14 protein-coding genes and 1 tRNA gene are annotated in these 17,269 nt (G+C 69.0%); 9 read left to right on the top strand and 6 right to left on the bottom strand.

Features of this window, described 5'->3' with window-relative positions; translation table 11 throughout:
- Positions 1–327 precede the first annotated feature (327 nt).
- Positions 328–1,353 (top strand): NADP-dependent oxidoreductase, encoded by a 1,026-nt coding sequence (locus tag NSQ78_RS15065; protein ID WP_049466733.1) that lies wholly within the window; start codon positions 328–330, stop codon positions 1,351–1,353.
- A gap of 45 nt (positions 1,354–1,398) precedes the next feature.
- Here NSQ78_RS15065 and NSQ78_RS15060 read toward each other — a convergent pair whose 3' ends face one another.
- Positions 1,399–2,241, bottom strand: a complete 843-nt coding sequence (locus NSQ78_RS15060) for a methylated-DNA--[protein]-cysteine S-methyltransferase (protein WP_064238917.1) — start codon at positions 2,239–2,241, stop codon at positions 1,399–1,401.
- A 132-nt stretch (positions 2,242–2,373) separates the two neighbouring features.
- Here NSQ78_RS15060 and NSQ78_RS15055 point away from each other — a divergent pair, with 132 nt between their 5' ends.
- Entirely contained in the window at positions 2,374–3,135 is a 762-nt protein-coding gene (locus NSQ78_RS15055; protein WP_064238916.1) for an SDR family oxidoreductase, read from the top strand.
- 6 nt (positions 3,136–3,141) lie between these two features.
- Here NSQ78_RS15055 and NSQ78_RS15050 read toward each other — a convergent pair whose 3' ends face one another.
- A complete protein-coding gene (locus tag NSQ78_RS15050) occupies positions 3,142–3,627 on the bottom strand; it encodes a hypothetical protein (protein WP_064238915.1) in 486 nt (161 codons plus the stop codon).
- A gap of 158 nt (positions 3,628–3,785) precedes the next feature.
- Between NSQ78_RS15050 and NSQ78_RS15045 the strand changes: the two genes are divergently transcribed.
- Positions 3,786–3,956: a hypothetical protein gene (locus NSQ78_RS15045; RefSeq protein WP_188238399.1), complete on the top strand. Its 171-nt coding sequence runs from the start codon at positions 3,786–3,788 to the stop codon at positions 3,954–3,956.
- Positions 3,957–4,017: 61 nt separating this feature from the next.
- Here NSQ78_RS15045 and NSQ78_RS15040 read toward each other — a convergent pair.
- Positions 4,018–4,093: transfer RNA gene (locus NSQ78_RS15040), tRNA-Ala, on the bottom strand.
- A gap of 232 nt (positions 4,094–4,325) precedes the next feature.
- Between NSQ78_RS15040 and NSQ78_RS15035 the strand changes: the two genes are divergently transcribed.
- Entirely contained in the window at positions 4,326–6,656 is a 2,331-nt protein-coding gene (locus NSQ78_RS15035) for a TonB-dependent receptor (RefSeq protein WP_049466742.1), read from the top strand.
- A 131-nt stretch (positions 6,657–6,787) separates the two neighbouring features.
- Here NSQ78_RS15035 and rnd read toward each other — a convergent pair whose 3' ends face one another.
- Positions 6,788–7,867, bottom strand: coding sequence for a ribonuclease D (gene rnd, locus NSQ78_RS15030; protein ID WP_049466743.1), 1,080 nt, complete (start codon positions 7,865–7,867; stop codon positions 6,788–6,790).
- Between the two features lie 84 nt (positions 7,868–7,951).
- On the opposite strand from rnd, the gene NSQ78_RS15025 reads away from it, so the two are divergent.
- Both NSQ78_RS15025 and NSQ78_RS15020 read left to right on the top strand, forming a co-directional pair.
- Positions 7,952–9,844 carry a formylglycine-generating enzyme family protein gene (locus tag NSQ78_RS15025; RefSeq protein WP_064238914.1) on the top strand — a complete coding sequence of 631 codons (1,893 nt, stop codon included), beginning with the start codon at positions 7,952–7,954 and terminating at the stop codon, positions 9,842–9,844.
- A gap of 89 nt (positions 9,845–9,933) precedes the next feature.
- Positions 9,934–10,830, top strand: a complete 897-nt coding sequence (locus NSQ78_RS15020) for a M48 family metallopeptidase (protein WP_049466747.1) — start codon at positions 9,934–9,936, stop codon at positions 10,828–10,830.
- 320 nt (positions 10,831–11,150) lie between these two features.
- Here NSQ78_RS15020 and xseA read toward each other — a convergent pair whose 3' ends face one another.
- Complete coding sequence (gene xseA / locus NSQ78_RS15015) at positions 11,151–12,482, bottom strand: exodeoxyribonuclease VII large subunit (protein WP_057493599.1); 1,332 nt, start codon at positions 12,480–12,482, stop codon at positions 11,151–11,153.
- 44 nt (positions 12,483–12,526) lie between these two features.
- Positions 12,527–13,597 carry a tRNA epoxyqueuosine(34) reductase QueG gene (gene queG / locus NSQ78_RS15010; protein ID WP_064238913.1) on the bottom strand — a complete coding sequence of 357 codons (1,071 nt, stop codon included), beginning with the start codon at positions 13,595–13,597 and terminating at the stop codon, positions 12,527–12,529.
- Between the two features lie 23 nt (positions 13,598–13,620).
- On the opposite strand from queG, the gene NSQ78_RS15005 reads away from it, so the two are divergent.
- The 3 genes from NSQ78_RS15005 (at position 13,621) to NSQ78_RS14995 (ending at position 17,250) form a co-directional block, all read left to right on the top strand.
- Complete coding sequence (locus tag NSQ78_RS15005; protein WP_064238912.1) at positions 13,621–15,105, top strand: bifunctional ADP-dependent NAD(P)H-hydrate dehydratase/NAD(P)H-hydrate epimerase; 1,485 nt, start codon at positions 13,621–13,623, stop codon at positions 15,103–15,105.
- Positions 15,102–15,584 carry a tRNA (adenosine(37)-N6)-threonylcarbamoyltransferase complex ATPase subunit type 1 TsaE gene (gene tsaE / locus NSQ78_RS15000; protein ID WP_053460923.1) on the top strand — a complete coding sequence of 161 codons (483 nt, stop codon included), beginning with the start codon at positions 15,102–15,104 and terminating at the stop codon, positions 15,582–15,584. The genes NSQ78_RS15005 and tsaE overlap by 4 nt, the downstream gene beginning before the upstream one ends.
- Positions 15,585–15,666: 82 nt before the next feature.
- Positions 15,667–17,250 (top strand): N-acetylmuramoyl-L-alanine amidase, encoded by a 1,584-nt coding sequence (locus NSQ78_RS14995; protein ID WP_064238911.1) that lies wholly within the window; start codon positions 15,667–15,669, stop codon positions 17,248–17,250.
- Positions 17,251–17,269 lie beyond the last annotated feature (19 nt).

Here is a 17,269-nt window from a genome sequence, read left to right as displayed (position 1 = left end):
TATTACGGAGGTCGGCCGCCTACGGCAAGCATTTTGGCAAAAAACCTTCACATTGCCGTCTGCGCAGGTGCAAGTGCTTGATCCTCCGTCGCGGCACGGAGGGCAGGGCCCTGCAGGCCGATTCACCCGGCGCAGGGGCGTGGTGATCGTCACCTGCGGCAGAAATCAGCGGGCCATGTTGATCGGCAAAGCTGCACTGGCAAGGCCTGCACGCGGCGATGGCCACGCCGGTCGATGGAACGCTGTTTTCGTGGCCGCCATGGGGCGACGCTGCGGCGTAGTGTCGGCTTTCCTTTCCCGATGCTGCCCACAGCAGAGACGTTCGCCATGTCCGACTCATCGACCACCTCCCGTATCGTGCTGGCCTCGCGTCCGCAGGGCGCACCGCGTGCGGCCAACTTCCGCCTGGAGCAGGCCGCGTTGCCGCCACTGGCCGAGGGTGAAGTGCTGCTGCGCAACCGCTACCTGTCGCTGGACCCGTACATGCGCGGACGCATGGACGAGGGCCCCTCGTATGCCGCGCCGGTGGCGGTGGGCGCGGTGATGGAGGGGCAGACGGTGTCCGAGGTGCTGCAGTCCCGTGCCGAGGGCGTGGCAGTGGGCGAGCGGGTGCTGGCGCCCGGTGGCTGGCAGACCCATGCAGTGTTGCCGGCCACGGCACTGGGGCGCCGGCTGGATCCGGCCGGCCTGCCGCTGAGCACAGCCCTGGGCGTGTACGGCATGCCGGGCTTCACCGCGTATTCCAGCCTGCATGAAATCGCCCGCCTGCAGCCGGGCGAGACGCTGGTGGTGGCCGCCGCGACCGGGCCGGTGGGTGCCACCGTGGCCCAGCTGGCCAAGCTGCAGGGCGCGCGGGTGGTGGCGATCGCGGGTGGCGAGGCCAAGCGCAGCTACCTGCAGACGCTGGGCGTGGATGTAGCGCTGGATCATCGCGCCGCTGATTTCGCCCAGCAGCTGCGTGACGCGGTGCCAGCGGGCATCGATGTGTACTTCGAGAATGTCGGCGGCCATGTGCTGGATGCGGTGCTGCCGCTGCTCAACAACTTCGCCCGCATTCCCGTGTGCGGCACCATCGCCACCTACAACGAGCGCGGCGTCGCGCAGCCCGGCCCCGACCGCCTGCCGGCGCTGTTCAGCCAGATCCTGCGCCAGCGCCTGACCGTGCGCGGCTTCATCGTGCACGACTTCAACCATCTGTGGCCGGAGTTCGAACGCGAGATGCTGCAGTGGCTGCGCGAAGGCCGCATCCAGTACCGCGAGGACGTGGTGGACGGACTGGAGAATGCGCCGGAGGCGTTCTTCGGGCTGCTGCAGGGGCGCAACTTCGGGAAGCTGGTGGTGAAGCTGGACTGAGGGCCTTGCGGCTGTGCCGAGCAAGGGGAGGGCGGCCGGGTCGTGTCAGCCGTGTGCCGCGTTTTCCCGGCGCAGCAGTTCGCGCTTGCGTGCCACACCCCAGGCGTAGCCGGACAGGTCGCCGTCGCGCCGGACCACGCGGTGGCAGGGCACCGCCACCGCCAATGGATTGCTCGCGCATGCGCGGGCCACGGCGCGGCTCGAGCGGGGCGCGCCGATGCGCGCGGCGATATCGGCATACGAGGCGGTCTGTCCTCGCGGAATCTGCTGCAGTGCCTGCCATACCCGTTGCTGGAAGGCGGTGCCGCGGATATCCAGCGGCAGTGTGGCGCCTCGCGAGGGATCCTCGACCAGGCCTACCACCTGTGCCACCAGCTGCTCATAGCCCCGGTCGGCGCCGACCAGTTCGGCCTGGCGGAAGCGTTGCTGCAGCGACTGCAGCAGCGTCTCCGGATCGTCGCCGAGCAGGATCGCGACCACGCCGGTGGCACTGCTGGCCACCAGCACGCTGCCCAGCGAACTCTCGGCAAGCGCGAAGTGAATGACTTCGCCGCGACCACCGGCACGCCATTGCTTCGGTGTCATGCCCAGCAGCCGCGGCGCGTTTTCGTAGAAGCGCCCGCTGGAACCGAAGCCGGCATCGTGGAAGGCATCGGTGATGCGTTCATGCTGCTCAAGCCCGCTGCGCAGGCGATCGGCGCGCAACGCGGCGGCGTACTGCTTCGGGGTCAGCCCGGTGGCCTGCTTGAACAGGCGATGCAGCCGGGTCGGGCTGCAGCCGGCGATGTCGGCCAGTTCCTGCAGCGAGGGCTCGTCAAGGCTGGCCTGCAGGTGGCGGCAGACCCGTTCGACACGGGCATCCAGGGCGGGGGTGGAGGTACTGTCCATGGCCGGATTCTGGCACGTGCCGGTTCCGCGGAAACTCCGTTTCCTGCACCCCTCTGCCTGGCCCTGAAACGGAGTGTTGGCCGGCCACAGGCGCGGCATCGTGGTGGCCACTTCACACCCGCTACCACGACCATGCGCCTGAACAACAAGATCGCCCTCATCACCGGTGCCAGCGCCGGCATTGGCCGCGCCAGTGCGCTGCGCTTCGCTGCCGAAGGCGCGAAACTGGTGCTCAACTCGCGGCGGCTGCAACCGCTGCAGCAACTGGCCGAGCAGATCCGTGCCGCCGGCGGCGAGGTCGTGGTGCATGCCGCCGACGTGGCAGAGCCGGGCACGGCGCAGGCGCTGGTCGATCTGGCCCAGCAGTCATTCGGAGGCCTGGACATCGCGCTCAACAATGCCGGCATGCTCGGTCCCGGCGCACCGGCGGCGGAGTTCCCGGTAGAGGCCTGGCGCGAAGTGATGGCGACCAATCTCGATGCCGCTTTCCACGCGGCACGCGCGCAGTTGCCGGCATTGCTGGCAGGTGGCGGCGGCTCGCTGGTGTTTGTCGGCACCTTTGTTGGCCATACCGTGGGCTTCCCGGGCATGGCGGCCTATGCGTCGAGCAAGGCCGGGCTGATCGGCCTGAGCCAGGTGATCGCGGCCGAATACGGGCCGCAGGGCGTGCGCAGCAACGTGCTGCTGCCCGGCGGTACCGATACCGAAATGGGCCGGCAGGCCGCACCCACCGGCGATGCCCGCGACTTCGTGCGCTCGCTGCACGCACTGAAGCGCATGGCCGAGCCGGAGGAGATCGCCAACGCGGCGCTGTTCCTGGCCGGTGATGAAAGCAGTTTCGTTACCGGTACGGCGATGCGCGTGGAGGGCGGGGTGTCGATCACCCGTACCTGAGCGGCGTCACGAGCGTGGCGCGTAGCGGATTCCGCTGCTGGCCATGAAGCCCTTCGGATCGAAACGGGCCCAGGCTTCGCCCCAGTCGAACCGGGCGCGGCCACCTGCCAGTTTGCGCCCCAGTGCCGTGGCCAAGGTGCGACGCATGAAAGCGACTTCGGCATCGATCGCGGCCTGGGTCGGCCAGCCGTCTTCCCGTGTCGCACCCGGCAGATCGACGCCGATCGCCACCATGTCGAGCTGTTGCCCGCGGAAGCACAGACTGATGCCAGCGGGTGCACCGCCCAGGCTGAGCCGGTGCAGGCTGAGCCAGACGTAGCCGGTGCCGACATCGCGCTCCCCTCGCACCAGCGCGGCGAAGGCGACGCTCGCTTCATCCCGGGACAGGGTGGGGCCGATCAGCGTCGGCAGATTGCCGAGCTGGATGCTGCCGTCGGTTGCATCAAGGCGCATCGGCAACGCGTGGGCTGCGTGCTGGGCGGGGGAGGGCATGGCATACCGGTGAGCGTGGTGCCCCGGATTCTGGCCGCGCGGGGCGGTGGCGGCAAGCCGCTCCTCCACACGATGTTGGCACGGGACTGACCTGCGGCTCACCCGGCAACCTCTAGCGTGGTGGCAACGTTGGCCTGCTGCCGGCGAGGGAGTTTTCGATGAACGAGCAACGCAAGGATCAGGACCCGAAGCAGGGCATCCAGGAAAGCCGCCAGGACAGGAAGCAGGACGATGTGGCCAAGCAGCGGCCGGGGCAGCGCGATCAACAGGTGCGCGACGCGCACTCGCGCGGCCCGCAACGCAAGGATGGAAACCAGGAGCCGGCCTGAGCCGGAGGCGCTGAAAAGAAAAAACCCGCAGATCGCGACGATCTGCGGGTTTTCTTATGAGTGGTGGAGCCAAGGAGGATCGAACTCCTGACCTCGTCATTGCGAACGACGCGCTCTCCCAGCTGAGCTATGGCCCCACGGCAGGGCTTCAGTGTAGCCAACTGGCTGCGCCTTGCCAAGCCGACCCGGGATGTGCCGGGCGACGTGGCGTGAGCACGCGCAACTGTGCCGAAACCGTCCGGTTTGCCGGGCTCGGATGCCGCGCAACGAAATCGTAACAATTTGGGGGATAATGGCCGCTTGCGCAGTTTTCCTCCTCTTTGCCGCCCGGCTCGCGCAGGCCGCACGGACGCCTCCTCAGAGCATTCCATGCCCTCCCATTCCGATTCCCGCCGCCCGTCGGGTCTGTCGTCTTCCTTCGTTTCCTTCCGCCGCCATCCGCTGGCGCTGGCCTGTGCCGGCCTGGCCCTGGTCGGCAGCTTCGGTGCCGCCGCGCAGGACAGTGCACCGACCCCGACCGGCCTGGACACGATCACCGTGACCGCCGAACACCGCGAGCAGAACCTGCAGGAAGTGCCGGTATCGGTGGGCGTGGTGCAGGGCGAGCGCATGCGCGACTTCACCGCTGGCGGCGACGACACCCTGCTGGCGCTGTCCGGCCGCGTGCCGAGCCTGTATGCGGAAACCACCACCGGCCGCATCTTCCCGCGCTTCTACATCCGTGGCCTGGGCAACATCGACTTCTACCTGGGTGCCTCGCAGCCGGTGTCGATCATCCAGGACGATGTGGTGCTGGAGCACGTGGTGCTGAAGTCCAACCCGGTCTATGACGTGGACCAGGTGGAAGTGCTGCGCGGCCCGCAGGGCTCGCTGTTCGGCCGCAACACCACCGCCGGCATCGTCAAGTTCGACACGCTGAAGCCGACCCAGGACTACACCGGCCGCGTCAGCGCCAGCTACGCGACCTACAACAGCGTGTCGATCGACGGCGGCTTCGGCGGCCCGATCAACGACATCGCCTCGTTCCGCGTGTCGGCGCTGTACCAGCACCGCGACGACTACGTCGACAACACCTACAAGGGCCCGAGCGCCGACGGCACCGTCAGCCCGAAGAAGAACGCCATGGGCGGCTTCGATGATCGCAACGTGCGTGCGCAGCTGCTGCTGACCCCGAGCGACCAGTTCTCGATCCTGGCCTCGGCCCATGCCCGTGACTACGAAGGCACCTCGACCCTGTTCCTGCGCGGCGCGCTGACCAAGGGCTCGAACAAGACCGACGTGCCGCGCGACCAGGTCGCCTACGACGAAGCTGACAACAACCCGCAGGCCTACAAGACCTACGGCGGTTCGGTGAAGGCACGCTACGACTTCGGTGCGATCGACTTCACCTCGATCACCGCCTATGAGACCACCTCCGGCTACAGCCGTGGCGACACCGACGGCGGCGCTGCGGTGAACTTCCCGGTCAACGGCGTGCCGAACGGCTACGGCCAGTCGATGGGCCGCATCCGCGACCTGGACCAGTGGACCCAGGAATTCCGCCTGGCCAGCCATGACGACAGCGCGCTGCAGTGGCAGGCCGGTGCGTTCTACTTCAACGGCAGCGACACCACCGACTTCTATCAGCGCGCCTGGTTCCTGAAGGGTGCCGCGCGCAATCCGAACAACTGGGTGCGCCTGCGCAACAAGAACACCTCCTGGGCCGGTTTTGGCCAGCTGAGTTACGCCTTCACCGACAAGTTCACCGTTACCGCCGGCCTGCGCCAGACCAGGGACGAGAAGCACACCCGCCTGCTGAAGACAGCTGACACTGCCGCCGGCGTGGTCACCTACAAGGGCCGCACCGACGTCAGGATGTCCGACACCACCCCGAGCTGGGATCTGAGCGCGATGTATCAGATCACCCCGGACGTGAGCGTCTATGCGAAGGTCGCGCGCGGCTTCCGTGGCCCGACCATCCAGGGCCGTTCGGCGGTGTTCAATGCCGACTTCACCACCGCCGATTCCGAGACCATCCTGTCCTGGGAAGCGGGCGTGAAGAGCAGCCTGTGGGACAACCGCCTGCGCCTGAACGCGACCGCGTTCACCTACACCGTCAATGACATCCAGCTCAACGGCAACGATTCGGACGGCAATGGCGTGCTGTTCAACGCCGACAAGGCCAAGGCCTACGGTTTCGAAGCGGACATGGAACTGCGCCCGATCCCGAACCTGACCCTGAGCGCCGGCCTGAGCCTGCTGCACAGCGAGATCAAGGACAAGCGCGTCTACGCGCAGGTCTGCGGCCTCAACGGCCAGGTGGTGTGCACGGTGAATGACCCGACCATCAAGGTCGGTGCCAACACCTTCGCGCAGATCGACGGCAACCCGCTGCCGAATGCGCCGAAGTACAACGTCAACCTGGCCGCCCGCTATGACGTCCCGGTCAGCGACGCGGGCACCCTGTTCGTGTCCACCGACTGGAACAAGCAGGGCTACACCAGCTTCGTGCTGTACGACAGCAAGGAGTTCAACTCCAAGGGTGACTTCGAGGGTGGCCTGAAGATCGGCTATTCGGGCAACTATGGTGCCTACGAAGTGGCGCTGTTCGCGCGCAACATCACCAATGAGAAGAACCTCAAGGGTGTGATCGAGAACTACATGGCCGCGGTCTACAACGAACCGCGCACCGTCGGTGTCTCGTTGAACATGAACTGGTAAGGCGTTGCCGCGAGGGTGGGTGGTCCCACCCTCGCACTGCTGGAGTGCGCAGGGCGGCCCGGTGATCCGGGCCGCCCTTTTTGTTGCGTTCGACGGCGGCGGGAATGCAATCCGGCGCCGCGCCCGCTGCTTCAGCGTGCCGGTAGCAGCGCCTGCAGCTGCGCTTCCAGCTCCTGCTGGCGCCAGCCGGCCAACGCGGCCGGCCATTGGCGGCGCTCCAGGTAGCTTTCCAGATGCTTGCGCGAGGCCAGCACGCCATCCGGCAGGCCCAGCTCGCGGCTGCGCTCGGCAACGGCGTCCTGCAGCTTCTTCAATGCCTGCTTGTTGCTGTCGTTGGCCGGCAGCGCCAGCGGAGCCTCGGCCTCATCGGCCAGCGGCGTGTCCAGCGCCTGCCACACGGCGCCCGCCAGCTTGCGCGGCGCTTTCGGGAACTGTTCGAACAGCGCGGCCAGCGCAGCGGCATCGGCCGGTGGCGTGCGTGCCAGCGTGGCGGCCAGTTCGTTGTCCAGGATCCAGCTGCGCGGTCGGTCGCTGCTGCGTGCCTGCACGTCACGCCAGCGCAGCAGGCGCAGCAGGCGGCGCTGCGCAGCGGCATCGAGGAACTGCGCTGAGCGCATCGCCAGGTGTGGCCAGCGGTCCTCGTCGTTGGCGACGCTGGCCAGCAGGCGCTCTCCGTCGTCGTACAGCCACTGCTGGCGGCCCAGCGCCTGCAGCTTGGCATCGATGGCGTCGTGCAGCGCGAACAGGTGCTCGACATCGTCGGCGGCGTACTGCAACTGCGATTCCGAGAGCGGACGGCGCATCCAGTCCGAGCGGGTTTCGCCCTTGGCCAGCGCCACGCCGGTGATTTCCGCCACCAGCTTCTGGTAGCCCATGCCGCCCCCGATGCCGGCCAGCGCGGCACCGATCTGGGTGTCGAACAACGGTCGCGGCAACACGCCGCACGCCCACTTGAAGGCGACCAGGTCTTCGCTGGCGCTGTGCATCACCTTGACGATCGATTCATCGGCCAGCCAGGGCGCCAGCGCCTCGGTCATGCCGGGAATCAGCGGGTCGATCAGCAGGATGTCCTGCCCGACCGCCATCTGCACCAGTGCCAACTGCGGCCAGAAGGTACGTTCACGGATGAATTCGGTATCCAGGCCGATGCGGGCCGGGCGCTGCTGGAAATACGCATCCAGCTCGGCGGGGGTGGTGATCCAGGTTGCCACGGGTCAGGGCCTACTACTCGGGTTTGCTCAGGCAGGGGAGAATAGCCTAACGTCGGTGCGCATCCGTGCCGAAGGAGACCCTGCTTGCGTTTTCCGCTGTCGTCCGTGCTGTGCACCGCCCTGGCCGTGGTCCTGGCCGGCTGCACGCCATCGCCCTCGGCGACCCCGGAGCCGGGGCCGGTGGCTGGCAAAGACGCGCGGCAGCAGGAAGCTTCGCAGGCGGACGCGACCCCGGGGAACGGGCAGGGCAGCGTCACCATTGCCGGTGAGGATGCCGCCGAGGATGTGCAGCAGTGGACGCCTCCCCGGGTGGACCGGCAGGGCCGCAGTCTTTCCCAGCTGCGGCGTGCGGCCGAACAGGCGTTTGCCAAGGACCACCTTTACGAGGACGCCGATGCCGCCATTCCGTTGTGGCTGGCGGTCCAGCAGGAAGATCCGGACGACCGCCAGGCCCGGCTGGGCCTGCAACGTGCCCGCCAGCGGCTGCAGAAGCAGGCCGATGCGTTGCTGGTGCGGCCGCTGAAGCAGCGTGAAGCGCTGGCCGAGGCCAGCCGCCAGGCGCTGGTGCTGCTGACCCTGGCGCCGAAGGACGAACAGGTGCGTGCGCTGCAGGCCCGGGTTGAGCGCGCACAGCGCGTGGTCGCCTACAACCGCGCCGGCGAGGAGGACCTGCGTTCGGGGCGCATCGGCGAGGACGGTGACGGTGCGATCGGCAACTTCCGCGAGGCGTTGGCGCTGGATGAACACAACAGCCGGGCACGGCAGGGCCTGGCGGCGGCCGAGAGTGGCCTGATCCGCCGTGCCGAGGAGGCGGCGCGCGTGCGCGATTTCGCCAGCGCGGGGACGTGGTTGGCCGAGGCCAGCAAGGTCCGCGATTCTTCACCGACCATCGCCGACGCGTTCGAGCGCGTCGAACAGATCCGCGCGGCGGCGCTGCTGCAGCTGCGCGACGATGGCCTGCGCGACCTGGCGACGCCGCAGGGCCTGAAGCCGGCGCGCGAGAAGCTGGCCGAGGCCCTGCGCATCGCCCTGCCGGGTGATGCGGTGGTGGCCCAGCTGCGCGAACGCATCGACCTGGCCACCCATTACGGCAGCTTCCGCCCCGGGCAGGTGTTCAGCGACGCCATGCGCGATGGCGGGCGCGGGCCGCAGATGGTGGTGGTGCCGCACGGTGGCTTCCAGATGGGCGCGGGCGATACCGAGCCGGGCGCGAGCGATGCCGAGCGGCCCTCGCATTACGTGCGCTTCGATCGTGGCTTTGCGATGGCGATCACCGAGATCACGGTCAGTGATTTCGAGCGCTACGTGAAGGCGTCCAATGCGCGCCCGCGCGCGACCCGGCGCGGCCATTCGGTGGTCTATGACGAACGCAGCGGCAACTTCATCCGTCGCAGCGGGGTGGACTGGCGTTCGGACTATGACGGTGGCCGCGCATTGGGAAACTCGCCTGTGATGCATGTGAGCGTACGTGATGCCGAAAACTACGCGGCGTGGCTGTCCGAGCAGACTGGCCGCAGCTACCGGCTGCCCAGCGAGGCCGAATTCGAGTATGCGCTGCGCGCCGGCAGCAGTGGCCGCTATCCATGGGGCGACGCCGGCACGCCGCCGCCCGGCGCTGGCAACTTCACCGGCAGCAAGGATGTCTCGCCCTCGGGGCGGCACTGGCACAACGCCTTCGTCGGCTATGGCGACGGCTGGTGGGGGCCCGCGCCGGTGGCCAGTTTCCAGGCCAATGCCTTCGGCCTGCACGACATGGCCGGCAATCTCAGCGAGTGGGTGGCCGACTGCTGGCATGCCAGCTACCGGCGTGCGCCGTCCGATGGTGTCGCCTGGTTCAACCCGGGCTGCCGGTCGCGGGTGATCCGGGGCGGCAACTGGGCCAACGCGCCCGAGCAGACCCGTGCGGCGTGGCGGCAGTCCCAGGATTCGGACACCACCAGCGCGCGTATCGGTTTCCGCCTGGTGCGGGGCATCTGAGCGGCACCGGGCTTCACCCGCTGCTGGCGCCCGCGCACTAAGATTGCGCCGTGCCCGCCGGCCGGCGGGGCCTGCTGGACGGACCCCTGATGCGCAATGATCCCTTTTCCCGCTCGCCGCAAGGCCCGCAGCGTCGCGGCCTGTTCGGCAACATCCGCTGGTGGGTGCTGCTGCTGGCGGCCGGCTATGCGGTGTTCTACTGGTTCTCCAATCGCACGGTCGATCCCTACACCGGCGAGAAGGTGATGATCGACAGCAGCCTGGACGCCCGCCAGGAGACTGCGCTGGGCTTGCAGGCGTACCAGCAGATCCTCTCGGAGGAGCCGCCGATGGACCCCAACGCGCCGATCGCGCGCGATGTGCGCGACATCGCCCAGCGCCTGATTGCCAAGGTCGATGTGGTGGAGACCGCGCTGGCGCAGGAGCACGGCGTCGAGCCGGCGCATTTCGCACGTGACTTCCAGTGGGAGGTCAACGTGATTCCATCCGAACAGGCCAATGCGTTCTGCCTGCCCGGCGGCAAGATGGCGGTCTATACCGGCCTGGTGCCGGTGGCGCGCACGCGCGACGCGATGGCGGTGGTGATGGGCCACGAGATCGCCCACGCGCTGCTGCGTCACGGTGCGCAGCGCATGGCGCAGCAGAAGCTGACCCAGATCGGCCAGGTGGCCGGCGCCGCCAGCGGCATGGATGCGCAGCAGCAACAGATGATGATGTCGGCGATGGGCTACGGCTACCTGCTGCCCTATGCGCGCAGCCACGAGACGCAGGCCGACGAAGTGGGGCTGATGCTGGCCGCAGCGGCGTGCTTCGATCCCCGCGAGGCGGTGCCGCTGTGGCAGCGCATGGGCCAGGCCAGTGGTGGCCAGTCGCCGCCGGAGTTCGCCTCCACCCATCCCAATCCGGGCACCCGCATCCAGAACCTGCAGGCGCTGATGCCGAAGGCGCTCGAGTACCGGCAGAAGTTCTGCGAGCAGGCAAAGTAGGGTGTGTTGTCCCCGCGCTAGGTAGTGCCGGCCGCTGGCCGGCAACAGCAACAGCAACAGCAACAGCAGAAGCGGGTTTCGACAGTGTGCTGCGGTCTGTCGGAAATGCTCCTGGGGTCAGAGCCGTTTTCCCTGGGAAAGCGGATCTGAGCCCGAATTGATTCGCCATCTGGCAGATTTCATCCACGCATGGCGTGGATCTACCGACCGTCCCGCCAAGCCATCAGCAATCCAGAGCCGCTTTGGCTGTTGCTGTTGAGGCTGCCGGCCAGCGGCCGGCACCACCGCGGGTGCAGGGCGCAGCCCTGCCGAACACCCCTCTACTTGACCTGCACGTCGATCACGCCGTCGCCGACCCGGGCCTGCAGCGCGTCACCGGGCCGCACCTGATCGACCTGGCGTACCAGCGTGCCATCGTCGCTGCGGGTCAGGATGCTGTAGCCGCGGGCCACGGTGGCCAGCGGGCTGACCGCTTCCAGCGAGCGGGCCAGCCCGCGCAGGCGCAGCGCGTCACGTTCCAGCCGCCGCTGCAGGGCCGCCTGCGGCCGCCCACGCAGGGCGGCCAGGCGACGCTGCATCGCGTCCAGCTGGCGCTGCGGATGATGCCCACGCAGTACCGCAGACGCGTGACGCAGGCGCGCGGCACGGCGCTCCTGCTGCTGGTTGAACGCGGCATGCAGGCGCCGGCCCAGATCCAGCTGGCGGCGGCGCAGCAGATCCAGCCGCGCCTGCGGGCTCTGGGCATTCAGGCGCAGCAGGGCGCGATCGGCGCGCTGCATGGCCTGCTGCATCGCATGCCGTTGCAGCTGAACCATGCGCGCGGCCGTGCGGCGCAGGCGCAGCGCCAGTTCGCGCTGGTCCGGGACCAGCAGCTCGGCCGCCACCGATGGCGTCGGTGCGCGCAGGTCGGCGGCGAAGTCGCTGAGGCTGAAGTCGGTTTCGTGGCCCACCGCCGATACCACCGGCGTGCGGCTGGCGGCGATCGCACGGGCCAGGGCTTCGTCATTGAACGCCCACAGGTCTTCCAGCGAACCGCCGCCGCGGGTCAACAGGATCACGTCATAGCGGCCACTGGCGTCGGCAGCCTGCAACAGCCGGGTGATCTGCGCCGCGGCGCTGCTGCCCTGCACCAGGGTCGGCAGCAGGTCGACCTCCAACAGCGGGAAACGGCGGCCGAGCACGCTCAGCACGTCGCGCACGGCGGCGCCGGTGGGCGAGGTGATCACGGCCAGGCGCTGCACGTGCGCCGGCAGCGGGCGCTTGCGTGCCGGGTCGAACAGGCCTTCGGCTTCCAGGCGTGCCTTCAGCTCTTCGAACGCGCGGCGCAGCGCACCTTCGCCGGCTTCCTCCATGTGGTCCAGCACCATCTGGTACTCGCCACGCGCGTCGTACAGGGTCACCTTGCCGCGCACCAGCACGCGCATGCCTTCGCGCGGCACGAACTTCAGGTACTGCGCCTTCATCCGGAACATTGCCGCGCGCAGCTGCGCACGCGCGTCCTTCAGGGTGAAATACAGATGCCCGGAGGCAGGACGCGCCACGCTGCCCAGTTCGGCCTCGACCCAGATCGCCGGGAAGCTGCCTTCCAGCAGGTCGCGTGCCAGGGTGTTGAGCTGGCTGGGGGTGAAGATGTCGTTGTTGCGTGGCTGCATGGGAACGGCGTGCTGCAGGTGGACCGGGGCTTCAGGATCGCACGTCAGCGCACCGTGTGCTGGTCCAGCGCCCATTGCACGTGTTCGCGCACCAGCGGCGAGGGATCATCGACGCGGGTGTGCAATGCGGCCAGCGCTTCGGCCGAGGACGGTGCATTGCCCAGCGCCACGGCGATGTTGCGCAGCCAGCGCTCATGACCGCTGCGCCGGATCGGGCTGCCTTCGGTGCGGCGCAGGAACTCGCCTTCGTCCCAGGCGAACAGCTGGTCCAGCCGCGCGGTATCGAGGTTGTTGCGCGCGCGGAAATCGGCTTCGTCGGTGCGCTTGGCGAACTTGTTCCAGGGGCACACCAGCTGGCAGTCGTCGCAGCCGTAGATGCGGTTGCCGATCAACGGCCGCATGTGTTCGGGAATGGCGCCGTCGTGTTCGATGGTCAGGTAGGAAATGCAGCGCCGCGCGTCCAGCCGCTGCGGGCCGGTGATGGCCTGGGTGGGGCAGACATCGATGCAGCGCGTGCAGGTGCCGCAGTGCGCGGTGGCCGGCGTGTCGATCGGCAACGGAATGTCGATGTAGATCTCGCCGATGAAGAACCAGGAACCGCCATGGCGGTCGATCAGGCAGGTGTGTTTGCCGATCCAGCCGAGACCGGCGTTGCGGGCCAGTGCGCGCTCCAGCACGGGGGCCGAATCGACGAACACGCGGTAGCCCAGTGGCGCCACTTCGTCGTTGATCTGCGTCGCCAGCTTCTGCAGGCGGTTGCGCATCAGCTTGTGGTAGTCGCGGCCCAGCGCGTAACGCGCCACGTACGCGCGGCCCGGGTCGGCCAGCGTCGCCCAGGCCTCGGTGTCGTCCTTGTGGCTGTAGTCCATGCCGACCGAGATCACCCGCACGGTGCCGGGCAACAGTTCGGCGGGGCGTGCGCGCAGGATGCCGTGGCGCGCCATCCAGTCCATCGTGCCGTACAGGCCCTGGCCCAGCCAGTCGGCCAGGTGCGCTTCATCCTCGCCCAGCTCGATGCCGGCGATGCCGCAGCGCTGGAAACCATGCGCGCGGGCCAGTGCGCGGATGCGCTGCACGGCCTGGGCCGGATCGACGGGGGCGGGGGCGGGGGACATGTGCACCAGTATAAAATCCCTGCATGGCCAACCTTGCCGATCTGTTCGATTCCGCTGCCGCGCGTGCGCTTGATGCGCAGGCCTCGGCGCTGGCCGCCGAAGGCGGCTGGGACCTGATGTCACAGGCCGGCCAGGCCGCCTGGCAGTGCCTGTTGCAGCACTGGCCGCAGGCGCAGCGGATCGGCGTGGTGGTCGGTGCGGGCAACAATGGCGGCGACGGCCTTGTGCTGGCCCGCCACGCGCTGCAGGCCGGGCGCGAGGTGAGGGTGGTCGCCATGCCGGGCAGGCCGCCATCGACTGCGCTGGCACAGCGTGCAGCCTCGGACTTCAGCGCCGCAGGCGGCTCGGTCATCGATTTTGACGGTGCGCTGCCGCAGGCTGATATCTGGGTCGATGCCCTGTTCGGGCTGGGCTTCGATCGCGCGCCAGAGGGTTCGGCGCAAGCGCTGATTGTCGCGCTCACTACGCAGGCGGCGCCGGTGCTGGCGCTGGATGTCCCCAGCGGCGTCGACGCCGACCGGGGGGCGGTGCCGGGCGTGGCGGTACGTGCGGCGCTGACCCTGCAGTTCATCGTGGCGCATCGCGGGCTGTACACCGGTGACGCGCTGGATCATTGCGGGCAGAAGCATCTGGCGCCATTGCAGGTGCCTGCAGCCGCCTGGCAGGGCGTGGCACCCGCTGCAGAGCACTGGACGCAGGCGCGCCTGCCGGCCTTGTTGCCGCCGCGCCGTGCCAATACCCACAAGGGCGAATCCGGGCACGTGCTGTGCGTGGGCGGCAACCATGGCAGCGGCGGCGCCATCGCGATGGCGGCCGAAGCCGCGTTGCGCGCAGGTGCGGGGCTGTTGAGCCTGGGGACCCGCCGCGACCACGTGGGGCCGCTGCTGGCGCGGCTGCCCGAAGCGATGACCCATGCGCTGGAAGACAGCGATGCACTGCCGGCCTTGCTGGACAAGGCGAAGGTGGTGGCGATCGGACCCGGGCTGGGCCAGGACGAATGGGCACGCGCCCTGTTTGCGCGCGTGCTGGCCAGCCCCCGCCCCCTGGTGCTCGATGCCGACGCCCTGAACCTGCTGGCACAGGACCCGCGCGCCTTGCCCGCTGCCATTCTCACGCCGCACCCGGGGGAGGCCGCGCGGCTGCTCGGTTGCAGCACCGCCGATGTCCAGTCCGACCGCTATACCGCAGCGCAGGCGCTCGTCGAGCGCTTCCACGCGGTGGTCGTGCTGAAGGGGGCCGGCAGCATCGTGGCGGCGCCTGGCCAGAGGCCACGGTTGATTGCCGCCGGCAACCCGGGCATGGCCGTCGGTGGCATGGGCGACCTGCTCACCGGCATCATCGCCAGCCTGCGCGCGCAGGGCCTGCCAGCGTTCGACGCGGCTGCTGCGGGTGCCTTGCTGCACGCACTGGCCGGCGACAGGGCTGCCGCTGACGGTGCGCGTGGCCTGCTTCCTACTGACCTGCTGGCGCCGCTGCGGCGACTGGCCAACCCGGAACTCTCGCCATGACCGATTTCTTCCTTGCCGACAGCGATGCCACCGAACTGCTCGGGCAGTGGCTGGCGGCGACCCGCCCGCCGCAGGCGCTGGTCGAACTGCGCGGCGACCTGGGGGCCGGCAAGTCCACCACGGCCCGCGCGCTGCTGCGCGCGCTGGGCGTGCAGGGCGCCATCCGCAGCCCCACCTACACCCTGGTCGAGCGCTATCCGCTGGCCACCGGTGGTGAGGCCTGGCACCTGGACCTGTACCGCATCGGCCAGGCCGGTGAGCTGGATTTCCTCGGCCTGGACGAAGGCAGCGCGGTGCTGTGGCTGGTCGAATGGCCCGAGCGGGGCGCCGGTGCGCTGCCGCCAACCGACCTGGTGGTGGCGCTGGAGATCGAAGGAACGGGGCGTCGCGTCCGTCTCACTGGAGCCAGCGACGTGGGTCGTGAATGGCTCACGCGGCTGCCCAGCGGTGGTGACTTGCAGGCCATTTCTGTCGGCTGACGAGAACAAACATCGGCAGGTTACGGATTATTAAGGAAAAAGGTGTTGCATTCCGTTCAGCGCGGTGATTGAATCCTGAGCCATGCGCCCGGGGAACCGTCTCATCGCCATCTGTGCCGCCGTCGGACTGGGTCTGGCGAGCGTCAGTGCGTGGGCGGGCGAAGTCCGCCAGGTGCTGCTGAATACCGGCGCCACCGGCACCCGCGCGGAGATCTCGCTGGTGGGCAGTGGCGGCTACAAGACCCTGTCGCTGGCCAGCCCGAACCGCCTGGTGGTCGATTTCCCCGACTCCAGCGCGATACGCAACCTGAAGATGCCGGCCGCGCAAGGCGTGGTCACGGCGGTGCGTACCGGGCAGCCGGTTCCGGGGACGTTCCGTGTCGTCTTCGACCTCGCCGAATCGGTGGCCCCGTTCCGCCCGCAGATGCAGCGCGAGGGCAATGAATCCAAGCTGGTGATCGAATGGCCGGGTGATGGCCCGGCCGTGGCCGCCAGCCGCCCGGCGGCAACGCCGGCCGTGCACTCGCAGGCGCCTGCTGCGGGGGCTGCGCCCGCACCCGCTCCGGCCGCGTCCAGCCCGGTCGCCAACGCTTCGTCGCGTACCGATGCCGCGCGTGCCACCGCCCTGCTGACCGCGCAGGTCCAGCAGCAGGCCAGCGCCACGGCCGCCGCACCGGCCACGCCGACGCCGGCACCGTCCACCGCGCCGGCCCAGGTCGCTGCGGCCGGGGTCACGGCCAGCAGCAGCCCTTCGTCGTCCCCGGCCGCGATCCTCGCCGGCCAGCGCACCGCTGCGGTGGTAACCACGCCGCCGTCCACGGTTCCGGCACCGGCGCCGACGCCGGTCGAGCCGCCGCGTCCGGTCATGCCCAGCGATGCCTCGCGCATCCGCATGCAGCCGGGCATGCGCCACCTGGTGGTGGCGATCGATCCCGGTCACGGTGGCCAGGACCCGGGCGCGATCGGCCCGACCGGCAAGCGTGAGAAAGACGTCACCCTGGCGGTGGCACGTGAACTGGCCCGGCAGGTCAACGCCACGCCGGGCCTGAAGGCCTACCTGACGCGCGACAGCGACGTGTTCATTCCGCTGCCGATGCGTGCGCAGAAGGCGCGCGCCAACAAGGCCGACATCTTCATCTCGATCCACGCCGATGCGGCCGAGAACCGATCCGCCACCGGCTCGTCGGTCTACGTGCTGTCGACCAAGGGTGCGTCTTCGCAGCGCGCCCGCTGGCTGGCGGACAAGGAAAACGCGGCCGACCTGGTCGGCGGCGTGCGCCTGCAGCAGACCGAGGGCACCCTGGCCAACGTGCTGCTGGATCTGGCGCAGAGCGGCTACATGAAGGCGTCGGAAGACGCGGCCGGTCATGTGCTGGGTGGCCTGAAGCGGATCGGCAACAACCACAAGCCGAACATCGAGCGCGCCAACTTCGCCGTGCTGCGCACGTCGGACATGCCGGCGATGCTGGTGGAAACCGCGTTCATCTCCAATCCGGATGAAGAGCGCCGCCTGATGGATCCGGCCTACCAGCGCAAGGTCGCGGGCGCGGTGCTGGATGGCGTGCACACCTTCTTCAGCCGCCAGCCGCCGCCGGGTACGCTGTATGCCGCCCGCGCCCAGGCCGAGATCGACGCGGCCGGCACCATGGCCGGCGGCAGCAAGTAACCCGCCGACGGCGGGTTAC

It is taken from the genome of Stenotrophomonas sp. FSL W7-1447 (assembly GCF_037966425.1).
GTDB lineage: Bacteria > Pseudomonadota > Gammaproteobacteria > Xanthomonadales > Xanthomonadaceae > Stenotrophomonas > Stenotrophomonas pavanii.
The sequence above is the reverse complement of the archived record's forward strand: the minus strand, read 5'-3'. Positions and strand labels throughout refer to the sequence as shown.